This is a genomic window from Shimia aestuarii (assembly GCF_900114635.1).
Taxonomy (GTDB): Bacteria; Pseudomonadota; Alphaproteobacteria; order Rhodobacterales; family Rhodobacteraceae; genus Shimia; species Shimia aestuarii.
On the sequence record NZ_FOTQ01000001.1, the window covers coordinates 357,820 to 372,245 of the forward strand.

The following is a 14,426-nucleotide window of genomic DNA, read 5'->3' on the forward strand; positions in this document are numbered from 1 at the left end:
CTGCGTCACATCCGCCGCGGCCCAAGGGGCGCTGCCCCATCGCGGCCTTGCCGCGATTCCCCGGGATATTTCTGGCAAAAAGGAAGACCCGGAGCGATCAATTGCCCGGGTCCTGATTGCCTCACTTGTTTTCTAGCGCCTCGATGCGGGCCTTCAGCGCCTCGTTTTCCTCGCGCGCCTTCTGCGCCATGGCGCGGACTGCGTCGAATTCTTCACGCGTCACGAAATCCCGGTCCGCCAACCAACGGTCCATCATTGATTTCATGGCGTTTTCCGCCTCGTCCTTTGCGCCCTGGGCCACGCCCATCGCGTTGGTCATCAGTTGCGACATGTCGTCCATGAATTTATTGCGGGTCTGCATCTGTCTCTCCGACGTTACCTTTGGCCTCTATATGGGACGCGCGCGACAGAGACACAAGGTTGACACTTGCCGCAGCCCATGGCCAAACAGACCCCAAATGCGAGCACAAATTCCCTTTCCCGACGTCTCACCCGAGCTGTTCTCGATCACGATCTTCGGATTCGAGCTGGCCCTGCGCTGGTATGCGCTGGCCTATATCGTTGGCATCCTGATCGGCTGGCGCCTCGTGGTCGCCGCCCTTCGGACTGAACGCCTATGGCCTGCCAATACACCTCCGATGTCAGCCAGACAGGTCGAAGACCTGCTGACATGGGTGATCCTCGGCGTGATCCTTGGCGGGCGGCTGGGCTATGTGCTGTTTTACCGGTTCGAATACTACCTGCAGAACCCCGGCGAAGTGCTGCAGATCTGGACAGGTGGCATGTCCTTTCACGGCGGTATGCTTGGTGTGATCTTTGCCGCGTGGCTGTTCAGCCTGAGGCACGCCATTCCCAAAGCCTCTATGACCGACGCCATGGCGCTTGGGGTTGCGCCGGGATTGCTTCTGGGACGGATCGCCAATTTCATCAATGCCGAGCTTTGGGGCCGCCCGACCGACCTGCCTTGGGGCGTGACCTTTCCCGGCTACGCCGCACAGGATTGCGGACAGGCGCTGGGTGAGATCTGCGCCCGCCACCCGTCGCAACTCTATGAGGCGCTGCTCGAAGGTCTGATCCTTGGCGCACTCCTGCTTTGGCTGGCATGGCGGCGCAGCGCCCTGAAATTCCCGGGCCGCGTCGCGGGCGTGTTCTTTGCCGGGTACGGCACCGCCCGCTTTCTTGTTGAATTCGTCCGCCAACCCGACGCGCAATTCATGTCCGAGGGCAATCCGCTGGGGCTGGCATGGCATATTGGCGGCTATGGTCTCACCATGGGCCAACTCCTGTCCGTGCCCATGATCCTGCTTGGGCTCTGGCTGATCCGGCAGGCTCGGGCATGAGCGACATGAAAGATCACCTGATCCGCCGTATTCGCAGCTCCGGCCCGATGACCGTGGCCGAGTTCATGACCGAAGCCCTGCTGCATCCGACACTTGGCTATTACACCACTCGCGATCCTCTTGGCGCCACCGGCGATTTCACCACCGCGCCGGAGATCAGCCAGATGTTTGGCGAGATGATCGGCCTCGCGCTGGCGCAGGCGTGGATGGATCAGGGCGCCCCCAACCAATTCACATTGGCCGAACCCGGCCCGGGGCGCGGCACTCTGATGGCCGATATCCTGCGCGCCACCCGCGGCGTGCCCGGATTTCACGCGGCCATGCAACTCTGCCTGATTGAGGCCTCGCCGGCCTTGCGCGAGAAACAACGCGCCCTGCTGGGCGACGGGGCAACATGGCTCGACACGCTTGATCAGCTTCCCGACCAGCCACTGTTTCTCGTCGCCAACGAGTTTTTTGACGCTCTGCCCATTCGCCAGTTCCAGCGCGGCGCCGACGGCTGGCAGGAACGTCTGATCGGCCTGCGGGGCGAAGAGCTGACCATCGGTCTTGGCCCCGAACAGCCGCGCGCCGATCTTGAGCACCGGCTTGCGGACACGGTCGAAAGCCAGATCGTCGAGATCTGCCCCCCCGCCCCGGCGCTGGTTCAGTCGATTGGCAGCCGAATCGCAGAGTTCGGCGGCGCGGCCCTGATCATCGACTATGGCGACTGGCGCGCGCGCGGAGACACGCTTCAGGCGGTGCGCAATCACGAACCGATCGACCCGCTGGCCGCACCCGGCGCCTCTGACCTGACCGCCCATGTCGACTTCGAAGTGCTCGCCAATCAGGCAGGCTGTGCTCATGCCCAACTCACGCCGCAGGGTGTCTTTCTCGAACGCCTCGGCATCACCGCGCGGGCTCAGGCGCTTGCAGCACGGCTTCAGGGGGACGCACTCACGGCTCATATCGCTGCGCATCGGCGCTTGACGCATCCCGAGGAAATGGGAAACCTGTTCAAGGTTCTTGCCCTCTTCCCCGAGGGCGCCACGCCACCGCCCGGATGTGACCCATGACACTCGAGATTCTCACTGCGGATATTCTTGGCCCCGTGCACCACGGTTTTTTCACTCGCCGGGGCGGTGCTTCCTCTGGCGTTTTCGAAGGGCTGAACTGCGGCCCCGGAAGCTCGGATCAGACGGAGATCGTCAATATCAACCGGGCGCGCGTCGCTTCGGCCATGGATGTTCCGGCGGAAAAACTCGTGACCGTGCATCAGGCCCACACGCCCGATGTCGCTGTCGTGACCGCCCCCATTGCCGGTGACAAACCCGTCGCGGATGCCATGGTCACGAACGTGCCCGGCCTTGCCCTCGCGATTCTCACCGCCGATTGCCAGCCCGTTCTGTTTTCCGATGACGAGGCCGGTGTGGTCGGCGCGGCCCATGCCGGGTGGCGCGGGGCGCTTGACGGTGTTCTGGAAGCCACGGTCGAGGCCATGGTCGACCTTGGTGCACGGCGCGACAGCATTAAGGCTGCCATCGGACCGTCGATCTCGCAGAAGGCCTACGAGGTTGGGCCGGAGTTTCTCGACACTTTCCTTGCCGCCCATTCGGACAACAGCCGTTTCTTCGTCAATGGTGCGGGCGATCGGATGCTGTTCGACCTGCCCGCCTACGGGCTGCATCGCCTGCGCCAAGCGGGGGTCGGTCGGGCGGAGTGGATTCGTCACTGCACCTATTCCGATCCGCAGCGCTTTTTCTCCTATCGCCGCAGCACTCACGCCCGTGAAGCCGACTATGGCCGTCTGATTTCGGTGATCCGTCGCTAGACGGCCTGCCTCAGAATCTCTGCGGTATTTTCCTCAAATCTGACCATTCCTGCCCCATCTCCGCCCCATTGTGGGAACACACTGATCTCAATTCAGAAACAGTTGGCGCCGCCCAAGCCGGCGCCGGTTCAAGGAGAAACAATATGAGCAGCCAGACCCGCTTTATCAAATCCGTTGTTGCAGCCTCCAAGAGCGATCTGCCCGAGATGCCCTGGACCCGTGGCCGCCGCCGTGCCGCTTTCATCGCCAAGCGCAGCGGTGCCCCGCTCAAGAAAGCCGCCTGAGCCGGAAACAGACTAAACGCAAACGGGCCGCATCTCGTCTCAGGATGCGGCCCGTTTGCGTTTTGCCGATGACGCAGGAGGGGGGGCGCTGCCCCCGCCGCAGCAAGCTGCGTCTCCCCCGGGGTATTTTCCGGAAAAAGAAAGTGAAGGGGCGTCAGGCGTCGCGGTTCAACCGATCCTCAAGCACGTCAAATGGCACGCCCGGCTCGTCCTTGGCGCCACGAATGACAAGCGAGGTCTTCACGCTGGCCACGTTCTCAGCCCGAAGCAGGCCTTCGGTAAGGAAGCTCTGGAAAGTGCTCAGATCGGGGGCCACGCATTTCAGGATGAAATCCACCTCGCCGTTGAGCATGTGACATTCCCGTACAAGCGGCCAGTTGCGACAACGCTCCTCGAACACGCTCAGGTCGGCCTCGGCCTGGCTTTGCAGGCCCACCATGGCAAAAACCTGCACTTCAAAGCCCAGTTCGCGGGCATCCACGTCGGCGTGATAGCCACGGATGAAGCCTGCCTCTTCCAGCGTACGTACGCGACGCAAACAAGGCGGCGCGGAAATGCCCACGCGCTTGGCGAGTTCAACATTGGTCATGCGGCCATCTGCCTGCAGTTCAGCAAGAATCTTGCGATCAATTGGGTCGAGCCGGGTTCCGGGCATGTGATCTAGCGCTCCGTCAGATTTGCGGTTCTTATAGCACCACCCAAGCCGCGCGCAATATTATTTCACCACGGAGCAATATCCTTTTGCGAGACATTGCCCACCCCCCTGATCCGGACGGTTGCGGACAAATCTGCAATGGGGTTTTCCTACCGCGCCGCGCAGACTATATCCCCTTGCGACAAACCTGTTGCAGACACGAAAGGGGCCCCCATGGCCGATACCAAACACACCAAGGTTCTGATCATTGGCTCGGGCCCGGCAGGCTATACGGCCGGGGTCTATGCCAGCCGCGCCATGCTCGAACCGATTCTGGTGCAGGGGATCGAACCGGGCGGCCAGCTGACCACCACCACCGAGGTGGAAAACTGGCCCGGCGATACCGAGGTACAGGGTCCAGACCTGATGGTGCGCATGGAAGCCCATGCCAAGGCGATGGGGTGCGAGATTATCGGTGACATCATTTCCGACCTCGATCTGTCAAAGCGTCCCTTCAGCGCCAAGGGCGACAGTGGCACCATCTATACCGCTGATGCGGTGATCCTTGCCACCGGTGCGCGTGCGAAATGGCTGGGCCTGCCTTCGGAAGAGGCGTTCAAGGGCTTTGGCGTTTCCGCCTGCGCCACCTGCGACGGGTTCTTCTATCGCGGACAGGAAATCGTGGTGATCGGCGGCGGCAACACCGCCGTGGAAGAGGCGCTGTTCCTGACCAACTTCGCCTCCAAGGTGACGCTGATCCACCGCCGCGACGAATTGCGTGCCGAAAAGATCCTTCAGGACCGCCTGATGAAAAACCCCAAGATCGAACCGCTCTGGTTCCACACGCTTGAAGAGGTTCTGGGCGACGACAATCCCAAGGGCGTGACCGGCGTTCGGGTGCGCAACGTGAAAACCGACGAAATCTCCGAGATCCCCTGTGCAGGCGTCTTCGTGGCCATCGGCCACGCCCCCGCCAACGAACTGGTGAAGGACACGCTCGAAATGCACAACGGTGGCTACGTGCAAGTCAAACCCGGCAGCACTGAGACCTCGGTGCCCGGTGTTTTTGCCGCGGGCGACCTGACCGACCACAAGTATCGCCAGGCCGTGACGTCGGCAGGCATGGGGTGCATGGCCGCGCTGGATGCCGAGCGCTTCCTCGCTGAGCAGGACGACTGACACCAAACCCCGGCACGGGGCCGCACAGGCCCTGTGCCTTGACCCACGCCCCGCGCGTCGCCACTCTTGCCGTACACAGCCAAGGAAACAGGCCACGGCATGAGCGCACTTTGGAAAGGCAATATCCGCACCCGGCTTCGCATTGCCTCGGGTCTTGTCCTGTTCATCTATGTGCTCTTTCACTACATCAATGTCGGGCTGGGCCTGTTCTCGCTCGACGCGATGGAGCATTTCCAGGACTGGCGCCGCGCCATCACGCGCAGTGCGTTCGGGGGGCTTCTGCTTTATGCGGCGATATTCACCCATGCCGGGCTCGCCCTCTGGCGGCTGGCCCGCCGAAACACGCTCCGCATGCCGCCATGGGAGGCGGTTCAGATCCTTCTCGGCCTGACCATTCCGCTCTTGTTGATGGTCCATGTCGTGCATACCCGCGCGGCCTCGAGCAATTTCGCAGTCAACGACCGGATGGGCTATATCACCGGGCTGATCTGGGACACATCCAGCGGCTGGCAGCAGGCGCTCCTGCTTCTGATCGTCTGGACCCATGGCTGCATGGGGATGCATTTCTGGCTGAGGATAACGGAATGGTGGCGACGCTCCCTTCCGGTGATGATTTCACTCGCCACCCTGATCCCCGCCTTTGCGCTCGCCGGGTTCATGGTGCAGGGCCGCGCGCAACGGGCCCGCCTTTTTGACCCTGTCGAGGGGCCAGACCTGGCCGCGCTCTACAATTTTCCAAGCCGGGATACCCTTGCACAGCTGGAACGCATGACCCGCGAGGGTCTTTGGGTGTTCTGGGGGCTGCTTGCCCTGACCGCGGCAGCCTTTCTGGTCCGTCGATTGCTGGTCTCGCGCCGCGCCCTGAAGGTGCGATACATCGACGGCCCCGAGATCAGCGGACAGCGCGGCATGACCCTGCTTGAAATGTCACGTGCGGCGGGCGTGCCCCACATGGCGCTCTGCGGCGGGCGCGGGCGCTGCACGACCTGCCGCGTGGTGATCGAGGATGGGGCCGACCTGTTGCATCCCCCTTCCCCCGAAGAAGCGGCCAGCCTTGCCGCCGTGAACGCACCGCCCAATGCCCGGCTGGCCTGCCAGATCCGCCCGACGGAACCGGCAACCGTGTTGCGCGTGTTTCGCGCGGACGGGCGGCGCGCCCGCAGCCATCAAAGCCTTGGTCGGGAACGCCGGCTGGCGATCCTCTTTCTAGACATGCGCGGCTTTACCGCCCGCACCACCGGGCAATTGCCCTATGATGTGGTGTTCCTGCTCAACCGTTTCTTTGACGCGATCGTGCCCTCGATCACCGGTGCAGGGGGGACCGTGGACAAATACCTTGGCGACGGATTGCTGGCGGTCTTCGAACTTTCCGATGAACGCAGCTCTGCGCTGGGCGCGCTCAATGCCGCCGCCGGGATCAGTTCGGCGCTGAAAGTCTTCAACAAAGCACTGGCCGCCGAAAAGGATATTCCCGTGGCCATCGGCATGGGGCTCCATCTGGGCGAACTTGTACTGGGCGAGATTGGCGCCGCCGACCATGCCCCCCGCACCATCATCGGGGACACCGTGAACACCGCCAGCCGCCTTGAGGCTGAAACCAAGACGCTGGGCGTTCAATTGCTTGTCTCTGCTCAGCTTCTCGAGGCCGCAGGCCACGCCACCGAGCAGTTCGAACTTGTCTCCCTCACCCTCAGAGGCGTGTCGCACCCGATTCAAGCCCTTGCGCTCAAAGACGCCAGTACGGTTCTGAAAACCCTGACTGAAGAGGCGCAGAACAGGACACCCGCGTAATCATGCTGCGTTGCAGCAATGTCACGCCAGCGGAAATCAGCGCATTTGGTCAGTTTTCCCTTTCGCCGCGAGTCAAAACATGAGAACTGTTCACGCGTGAACACACTTTGAGTCGCTTTTTGATGTCACTGCCTTTGACAAAACCCATTTCAGATGAGGAGGACCAATTGTTTTGCCTCCTGCGCCAGCTGGATCTGGCGCCCCAAGCATCGCAGCGGGCGACGGCATTGGCTCTGGGCATCTCCCTTGGGCACCTCAACGCGCAGTTGCGCTCTGCTGCCGACGCCGGACTGATCACGATCAGCGCTCGCCAAGGCCCCGACAAGCGGCAGCGCTTTGCCTACACGCTCACCTCGCGTGGCGCGGCGGAAAAAGTGCGTCTCACGGACAAATTTCTCGCCCGCAAACTTGCGGAATACAACGCGTTGCACGCGGAACTCACTGGCACCGCCAGCGGTATGCCTCCCATAAAACACAGGACACATCCCATGCAGAACAACCTGGCTCCCATTCCCGAGCTTTATGTCTCCTACGAGAGTGCACAGAAGCTCAAAGTCGAAGCAGCCGACCTGACCAGCCATGACCTGACCCCGCGCCAGATCTGCGACCTCGAACTGCTGATGAATGGCGGCTTCAACCCGCTCAAGGGCTTCCTGACGGAAGAGGATTACAACGGCGTCGTTGAAAACATGCGCCTGGCCGACGGCACGCTGTGGCCGATGCCCATCACCCTTGATGTAAGTGAAGAGTTCGCCCAGTCGATCGAAATCGGTCAGGACATTGCCCTGCGTGACCAGGAAGGCGTGATCCTCGCCACCATGACCGTCACCGACCGCTGGGAACCCAATAAGGCCCGCGAAGCCGAGAAAGTGTTCGGCGCCGACGACGATGCGCACCCGGCCGTCAACTACCTGCACAACACCGCTGGCAAGATCTATCTCGGCGGTCCTGTCACCGGCATCCAGCAACCCGTGCACTACGACTTCCGCGCCCGTCGCGACACCCCGAACGAACTGCGGGCCTATTTCCGCAAGCTAGGCTGGCGCAAGGTTGTTGCCTTCCAGACCCGCAACCCGCTGCACCGCGCACACCAGGAACTGACCTTCCGCGCCGCGAAAGAGGCACAAGCCAACCTGTTGATCCACCCTGTTGTCGGCATGACCAAACCCGGTGACGTCGATCACTTCACCCGCGTGCGTTGCTACGAGGCGGTTCTGGACAAGTACCCGGCGGCGACCACCACCATGTCGCTGCTGAACCTGGCGATGCGCATGGCGGGCCCGCGCGAAGCCGTCTGGCACGGCCTGATCCGCGCCAACCACGGCTGCACCCACTTCATCGTCGGCCGCGACCACGCCGGCCCCGGCAAGAACAGCCAGGGCGAAGACTTCTACGGCCCCTATGACGCTCAGGACCTGTTCCGCGAGCATCAGGAAGAAATCGGCATCGAAATGGTCGACTTCAAGCACATGGTCTGGGTCGCCGAGCGCGCACAATACGAGCCCATGGACGAGATCGAGGACAAGGACGAAGTGACCATCCTGAACATCTCAGGCACCGAGCTGCGTCGCCGTCTGGCCGAGGGCCTCGAAATCCCCGAATGGTTCTCCTTCCCCGAGGTTGTCAGCGAGCTTCGCAAGACACGCCCGCCGCGCGCCCAGCAAGGCTTCACCGTGTTCTTCACCGGCTTCTCCGGGTCGGGCAAATCGACCATCGCCAACGCGCTCATGGTCAAGCTCATGGAAATGGGTGGCCGTCCGGTAACGCTTCTGGATGGGGACCTCGTGCGGAAAAACCTCAGCTCGGAACTCGGGTTCTCGAAAGAGCACCGCGATCTGAACATTCGCCGTATCGGTTATGTTGCTTCGGAGATCACCAAGAACGGTGGCATCGCCATCTGTGCTCCGATCGCACCTTACGCCACCACCCGCCGTGCCGTGCGCGAAGACATCGAACAGTTCGGTGCCTTTGTCGAAGTCCACGTGGCGACCTCGATCGAGGAATGCGAGCGTCGTGACCGCAAGGGGCTCTACAAGCTGGCCCGTGAAGGCAAGATCAAGGAGTTCACCGGGATTTCCGACCCCTACGACGTACCGGCCAACCCGGAACTGCGCGTCGAGACCGAAGGCACAGACGTGGACAACTGCGCACATCAGGTCATCCTGAAGCTCGAAAGCATGGGCCTGATCAAAGCCTGATCCGCTTTGAGTGACTGACAAACGAAAACGCGGGGCACAATGCCCCGCGTTTTTTATTGGCCTGCCTCACCAAGATTTCAATGCCGCCATGGCCATGACGGTGTTAGGCTGGGACCATGAAATACGTGATCCTTCCTCTGGTTTTCGTCGCAAGCGCCCTGCGCGCCGATCCGCCTGTTGTCGAAAATGCCATCGCACTGCAAACCGATACCGGCTGGACCTTCGATGTCACCCTGTCCCATCCGGACACCGGCTGGGGGCACTATGCTGACGGCTGGCGTGTGGAATCCATGGACGGCGTCGTGCTTGGCTACCGCGAACTCTACCACCCTCATGTCAGCGAACAGCCCTTCACCCGCTCTCTGACACGGGTAAGCCTCCCCTCGGGCACGGGCGCTGTGGCAATCCGTGCCCGCTGCAACAAGGATGGATGGGCGGACGCAACCTATCTGCTTAAACTGGACTGACCGCCCCGCCCGTGAAATCGTGGTTAATGCACGGTTACAGGGTCAAAGTCGTTCTGCCGCGCGAGGATGAAGGCAAGGTTGCGGTCCTTGACCAGTGCCAACCGCTCGCCATCCGCATTGTGCACGGCATAGAGGGTCTCGTCCTCCGACAGCTGTGCACGGACGTCATCCGGCAACTCGTCCAGCGCGACCTCGCGCACATAAACGATCCGACGTTCTTCTTCCTGTCCGAAATCAAACTTGCTGTACATCGCTTACCCTTTCCTGATCTGGATCGTTTGCACAACGCTTTCCGGCTTGGTCCGGGTCAGGTCGACATGAAGAAGGCCGTTCTCCATATGCGCCTCGCCCACATCCACGCCATCTGCCAGCACGAACGAGCGTTGGAACTGGCGCGCCGCAATGCCCCGGTGCAGGAACACGCGATCCTCCGAATCGTCGCGCTGACGGCCCCGGATCACCAACTGGCGATCTTCGACCGTAATGCTCAGATCCGACTCGCTGAACCCGGCCACGGCAAGCGTGATCCGATAAGAGTAATCCGATGTCTGTTCGATATTGAAAGGGGGATAGCCTTCGTTGCCCGTCTTCGCGGTACGCTCCAGAAGGCGTTCCAGCTGCTCGAACCCCAGCATGTGGGGATGCGACCCCAAGGTCAGTTTTGTCATCGACACGTCCTCAACTTCAAGCGACAGTCCATTTCCGGGCCCCATTCTGGCAACCCGGTGCTTCAAATATGGGAGGCGAAAAGCCGCTTGGCAAGAGGCAAGTCCGATTGAAACGCCTCGCATCAAATGGGCGAAACCCTTTGCAGGACGGCTGCGAATCGTTATGCTACGGCCCTGCAATACCTGAGGAATTTCCACCCATGAATGCGCCCAACGACCTGTCGATGAAAACCGACGATGTACTCAAGGTCGAACTGGAAGTCTTTCGCCAGAAACACCGGGATCTGGATGATGCGATTCATGCGCTTGTCGAACGGGGCACCGGTGATCAGCTTACCATCCAACGGCTGAAAAAGCAGAAACTGCGCCTCAAGGACATGATCGCCCTGATCGAAGACCGCCTGACCCCCGATATCATCGCCTGAACCACCCTGCGGATCAGGACACAACAGCCCGGCTACCTCACGTTCCGTCGCATTGCGCAAATCCCGCAATGCTCTATAAACCGGGCTTCACGTTCTGGCAGAGGCAAAAATGACGGACACACCACAGGTCGGCATCATCATGGGAAGCCAGTCTGACTGGCCCACAATGAAACTCGCAGCCGAGATTCTCGACGAACTGGGCATCACTTACGAGAAAAAGATCGTCTCTGCCCATCGCACCCCGGATCGGCTGTGGAGCTACGGCAAAAAGGCCGCCGGACGTGGTCTTCAGGTGATCATCGCGGGGGCTGGCGGCGCGGCGCACCTGCCCGGCATGATGGCCTCCAAAACCCGCGTGCCCGTGATTGGAGTTCCGGTCCAGACCCGCGCCCTCTCGGGCGTCGACAGCCTTTATTCGATCGTGCAGATGCCCAAGGGTTTCCCTGTGGCAACCATGGCCATCGGCGCAGCCGGTGCCTCCAACGCCGGACTGATGGCCGCAGGCATCCTGGCCCTGCAAGACCCCGCGCTGGCCGCACGTCTCGACGCATGGCGCGACGCCCTTTCCGCTTCTATTCCCGACGAGCCCCAAGATGACTGATCCCCTCCCCTTCGGCAGCACCATCGGCATTCTGGGCGGCGGTCAGCTGGGCCGCATGTTGTCGGTCGCCGCCTCCCGCCTTGGCTATCGCACCCACATATTCGAACCCGGCGCCAACCCGCCCGCCGGTCACGTGGCCGATCAGGTCACGACCGCCGCTTACGAGGACAGAGCCGCGCTCGAAGCCTTCGCCGCGTCGGTCGACATCATCACCTACGAGTTCGAGAACATACCCACGCAGGCGCTCGACATTCTCGAAGCGCATCGCCCGATCCATCCGAACCGCGAGGCCCTGCGCGTCTCGCAGGACCGCCTGGTCGAGAAACGCTTCCTGCAGGACCTCGGCCTTGCCACGGCACCCTTCGCCGCTGTCGACACCCTATCCGACCTTGAAGACGCAATCGCCACAACCGGCACACCGGCCATCCTGAAAACCCGCCGCTTTGGCTATGACGGTAAGGGACAGGCCCGGATCAAATCTGCGAACAAGGCCGAATCCGCCCTTGCAGACATGGCCGGCGCGCCTGCTATTCTCGAAGGCTTCGTCGAATTTTCCCGCGAAGTCTCGGTGATCGCCGCGCGCGGACTGCATGGCGATGTCGCCTGTTTCGACCCCGGCGAAAACGTGCATCACGAAGGCATCCTGCGCACCACCACCGTGCCCGCCCACCTGACTGCCTCTCAGCGTATGGGTGCCGTGCTGCTCGCCGCGCAAATTCTCAGCGCGCTGGAATATGTCGGCGTCATGGGGGTCGAGCTTTTCGTGACCGACGGCGGCCTGATCGTGAACGAGATCGCCCCGCGCGTGCACAATTCCGGTCACTGGACTCAGAACGGCTGTGCCGTGGACCAGTTCGAACAACATATCCGCGCCATCACCGGCCTGCCTCTGGGCGATGGCCAACGTCACGCCGACGTGGTCATGGAAAACCTGATTGGCGACGATATGGACAAGGTGCCGACCCTGCTGCGCAGCGCCGAAACCGCGCTGCACCTCTATGGCAAGGCCGAAACCAAGCCGGGCCGCAAGATGGGACATGCCAACCACATCCGTCCCAAGTCGTCCTGATCTGACTTGATTTCCAAAGGGGGGCCGCAGCCCCCTTTTTTATGCCACGAACCGTGCCGCGACCTCACCGGCCATAAAGCTCACCTTCCCATCGGTCAGCGTCGCACAGATCCGCCCGGTTCCGGGCTCCATCACCACCAGATCCGCGCGCCTGCCCTCTTCCAGCTGCCCGCGATCCCGCAGCCCCAAGAGCGCCGCCGGACGCGCCGAGATCAGCGCCCAGCCTTCTTCCAGCGTCACCCCGCCCTCTGCTACCAGCCGCAGAACTGCCTGCCGCAGCGCCGGATAGTGATAATCCGAGGCCAGCGCATCACACAGCCCGGCCTGTACCAGCGCTGCCGCCGAAACATTGCCCGAATGCGATCCGCCCCGCACCACGTTCGGCGCCCCAAGCACAATCGCCCCGCCGCCTTCCCGCGCCGCCCGCGCCGCGATCTCGGTCTCGGGAAACTCTGAAACGCCGACGCCGCGGCCCTGCCATGTCTGGCGCAGTTCGGCCGTGTCATCGTCATGACTGCCCAGCAGCACGCCCCGCGCCGCCAGCCGCTTTGCCAGAGCCTCAACAGCCGGCCCAACCTCGGCGCCCCGCTCATGCAAGCCCTGCATCAGCGCCAAATGCGCCTCGGGGCTGCGCCCGCCCTTGAGCGCCTGGCCCGTCAATCTCGGGGGGCGCTTGCCCTTGTCCAACGCGGCATGGGGCAGGTGATCGTTGAAAACCACATAGCGCACATCATGCGCCGCCACCGTTTCCTCGAACGCGGAATAATCATCGACCATATGCGTCTCGAACCGAAGCTGCACCCGGCAATCAGTCAACATGTCTGGCCCGTCGCGCAGCGCCGCAAGAAAGCGGCGCGCAAAATCCGGCCCCCGCATCCCGCCTTCCCAACTCCAGAACTGCGCCAGCATTGCCGTGGTGATCCCGTTCGCGGCAAGCTCCGCATCCACGGAAACCAACCCCTGCCCGAGGTCTTTCATCGCGCCCCGACGCGGCGCGAGATGCCGCTCGAACCCGTCGCCATGCATGTCGACGATCCCCGGCAGCACCCAGTATCCGCGCAAATCCACCTGTCGCACGCCAGCGCCCGGCGCCCCGATCACACCGCCACGCAACGCGATTTCGCCGGGCCGCAGCCCATCCGGCCAGAGCACCTCCGCACCGACAAGGTCCAGATCAATCACGCGGGGACTCCTCGCAATGCCCACCTTCGCAACTGCCCTTCCGCCACAGGTCGATCTCTTCCAGCGTGGCGTCTGTGTCGCCCCACTTCATGTCGTGATCAAACGCCCCGTCCCGAAGGAACAACCGCACCTGCGCAATCAGCATCGGGTTGTTCATCATGAATGTGTGCGTCACCGGCAAAACAAGGTGATCCGCCATTCCGGCCACCTTGGTGCTCTCGACCGAGACCTTACCGTCATCCGGCCCCTCGATGAGCGCCGAGTAGAACGGGTTCAGCGACCGATCTCCCGCTATGACTCCCAGTTCGAAATCCACCGGCGGTAATTCAGTGGGCAACCCATCGGTGCCCAACTGCGATCCCGCCGGCCCATTGATCCAGTCAAATGGTTCCAGCTGGCCCAGAACATCCACCAGTTCCGACCCCTGGTTGGGCGGCCCCAACATCACCACACGCCCAAGGTTCTCCGGGCGATGATCCAAAAGCCACAACCGCAGCAAAATACCGCCCATCGAATGCGTGACGAAATGCACCGACTCTCCACTGCACGCGGCCACCGCATTTGGAAGGGTTTCCTGCGCAAGGGTTTCAATCTCCTTGCGGGTCGACGGGTACCCGGGCCGCTCTACCTTATAGCCATAGCGCTCCAACGCCGCCTGCATCAGCACGAACGAGTTCTCCGTCCGCGCCAGCCCATGCAGCAGCACGACACAATCCGCCCGCGCCATCCCCGGCGCGACACCGGCCAAAAGGGCCATGAAAGCAACGATCCGAACCAT

Annotated in this window: 17 protein-coding genes; 11 read left to right on the forward strand and 6 right to left on the reverse strand. The window is 62.2% G+C overall.

What is annotated here, in order from left to right; translation table 11 throughout:
• Nucleotides 1-121: 121 nt before the first annotated feature.
• Complete coding sequence (locus tag BMZ35_RS01795) at nucleotides 122-361, reverse strand: accessory factor UbiK family protein (RefSeq protein WP_093090319.1); 240 nt, start codon at nucleotides 359-361, stop codon at nucleotides 122-124.
• 97 nt (nucleotides 362-458) lie between these two features.
• On the opposite strand from BMZ35_RS01795, the gene lgt reads away from it, so the two are divergent.
• From lgt to BMZ35_RS20835, 4 genes are all read left to right on the forward strand, one after another.
• Entirely contained in the window at nucleotides 459-1,340 is an 882-nt protein-coding gene (gene lgt, locus BMZ35_RS01800) for a prolipoprotein diacylglyceryl transferase (protein WP_093090321.1), read from the forward strand.
• On the forward strand, nucleotides 1,337-2,395 hold the full coding sequence (locus BMZ35_RS01805) for a class I SAM-dependent methyltransferase (protein ID WP_093090323.1): 1,059 nt from the start codon (nucleotides 1,337-1,339) through the stop codon (nucleotides 2,393-2,395). Before lgt ends, BMZ35_RS01805 begins: the two co-directional genes overlap by 4 nt.
• A complete protein-coding gene (gene pgeF / locus BMZ35_RS01810) occupies nucleotides 2,392-3,150 on the forward strand; it encodes a peptidoglycan editing factor PgeF (protein ID WP_093090325.1) in 759 nt (252 codons plus the stop codon). Before BMZ35_RS01805 ends, pgeF begins: the two co-directional genes overlap by 4 nt.
• A gap of 143 nt (nucleotides 3,151-3,293) precedes the next feature.
• Nucleotides 3,294-3,434 (forward strand): hypothetical protein, encoded by a 141-nt coding sequence (locus BMZ35_RS20835; RefSeq protein WP_165609984.1) that lies wholly within the window; start codon nucleotides 3,294-3,296, stop codon nucleotides 3,432-3,434.
• A gap of 154 nt (nucleotides 3,435-3,588) precedes the next feature.
• Here the strand turns inward: BMZ35_RS20835 and BMZ35_RS01815 are convergent, their stop codons facing one another.
• Nucleotides 3,589-4,089 carry an Lrp/AsnC family transcriptional regulator gene (locus BMZ35_RS01815; RefSeq protein ID WP_093090327.1) on the reverse strand — a complete coding sequence of 167 codons (501 nt, stop codon included), beginning with the start codon at nucleotides 4,087-4,089 and terminating at the stop codon, nucleotides 3,589-3,591.
• Between the two features lie 213 nt (nucleotides 4,090-4,302).
• Here BMZ35_RS01815 and trxB point away from each other — a divergent pair, with 213 nt between their 5' ends.
• The 4 genes from trxB (at nucleotide 4,303) to BMZ35_RS01835 (ending at nucleotide 9,703) form a co-directional block, all read left to right on the forward strand.
• The gene (gene trxB / locus BMZ35_RS01820) at nucleotides 4,303-5,247 is read left to right on the forward strand and encodes a thioredoxin-disulfide reductase (RefSeq protein WP_093090329.1); all 945 of its coding nucleotides are present in this window, start codon (nucleotides 4,303-4,305) and stop codon (nucleotides 5,245-5,247) included.
• A 99-nt stretch (nucleotides 5,248-5,346) separates the two neighbouring features.
• Entirely contained in the window at nucleotides 5,347-7,038 is a 1,692-nt protein-coding gene (locus BMZ35_RS01825; RefSeq protein ID WP_093090331.1) for an adenylate/guanylate cyclase domain-containing protein, read from the forward strand.
• 122 nt (nucleotides 7,039-7,160) lie between these two features.
• Nucleotides 7,161-9,236 carry a bifunctional sulfate adenylyltransferase/adenylylsulfate kinase gene (locus BMZ35_RS01830; RefSeq protein ID WP_093090333.1) on the forward strand — a complete coding sequence of 692 codons (2,076 nt, stop codon included), beginning with the start codon at nucleotides 7,161-7,163 and terminating at the stop codon, nucleotides 9,234-9,236.
• Nucleotides 9,237-9,352: 116 nt separating this feature from the next.
• Nucleotides 9,353-9,703 (forward strand): hypothetical protein, encoded by a 351-nt coding sequence (locus BMZ35_RS01835; RefSeq protein WP_093090335.1) that lies wholly within the window; start codon nucleotides 9,353-9,355, stop codon nucleotides 9,701-9,703.
• Between the two features lie 23 nt (nucleotides 9,704-9,726).
• On the opposite strand, the gene BMZ35_RS01840 is transcribed toward BMZ35_RS01835, so the two are convergent.
• Both BMZ35_RS01840 and BMZ35_RS01845 read right to left on the reverse strand, forming a co-directional pair.
• Nucleotides 9,727-9,954 carry a DUF1150 family protein gene (locus BMZ35_RS01840; protein ID WP_093090337.1) on the reverse strand — a complete coding sequence of 76 codons (228 nt, stop codon included), beginning with the start codon at nucleotides 9,952-9,954 and terminating at the stop codon, nucleotides 9,727-9,729.
• Between the two features lie 3 nt (nucleotides 9,955-9,957).
• Nucleotides 9,958-10,371 carry an Hsp20 family protein gene (locus BMZ35_RS01845; RefSeq protein WP_093092472.1) on the reverse strand — a complete coding sequence of 138 codons (414 nt, stop codon included), beginning with the start codon at nucleotides 10,369-10,371 and terminating at the stop codon, nucleotides 9,958-9,960.
• A 200-nt stretch (nucleotides 10,372-10,571) separates the two neighbouring features.
• On the opposite strand from BMZ35_RS01845, the gene BMZ35_RS01850 reads away from it, so the two are divergent.
• The 3 genes from BMZ35_RS01850 (at nucleotide 10,572) to BMZ35_RS01860 (ending at nucleotide 12,466) form a co-directional block, all read left to right on the forward strand.
• Complete coding sequence (locus BMZ35_RS01850) at nucleotides 10,572-10,796, forward strand: YdcH family protein (protein WP_093090340.1); 225 nt, start codon at nucleotides 10,572-10,574, stop codon at nucleotides 10,794-10,796.
• A 109-nt stretch (nucleotides 10,797-10,905) separates the two neighbouring features.
• Nucleotides 10,906-11,397, forward strand: coding sequence for a 5-(carboxyamino)imidazole ribonucleotide mutase (gene purE, locus BMZ35_RS01855; protein WP_093090342.1), 492 nt, complete (start codon nucleotides 10,906-10,908; stop codon nucleotides 11,395-11,397).
• Nucleotides 11,390-12,466 carry a 5-(carboxyamino)imidazole ribonucleotide synthase gene (locus BMZ35_RS01860; RefSeq protein ID WP_093090344.1) on the forward strand — a complete coding sequence of 359 codons (1,077 nt, stop codon included), beginning with the start codon at nucleotides 11,390-11,392 and terminating at the stop codon, nucleotides 12,464-12,466. Before purE ends, BMZ35_RS01860 begins: the two co-directional genes overlap by 8 nt.
• A gap of 39 nt (nucleotides 12,467-12,505) precedes the next feature.
• Here BMZ35_RS01860 and BMZ35_RS01865 read toward each other — a convergent pair whose 3' ends face one another.
• Both BMZ35_RS01865 and BMZ35_RS01870 read right to left on the reverse strand, forming a co-directional pair.
• A complete protein-coding gene (locus BMZ35_RS01865; RefSeq protein WP_341350613.1) occupies nucleotides 12,506-13,648 on the reverse strand; it encodes an alpha-D-ribose 1-methylphosphonate 5-triphosphate diphosphatase in 1,143 nt (380 codons plus the stop codon).
• Nucleotides 13,641-14,426 carry an esterase/lipase family protein gene (locus tag BMZ35_RS01870; protein WP_242654675.1) on the reverse strand — a complete coding sequence of 262 codons (786 nt, stop codon included), beginning with the start codon at nucleotides 14,424-14,426 and terminating at the stop codon, nucleotides 13,641-13,643. The genes BMZ35_RS01865 and BMZ35_RS01870 overlap by 8 nt, the downstream gene beginning before the upstream one ends.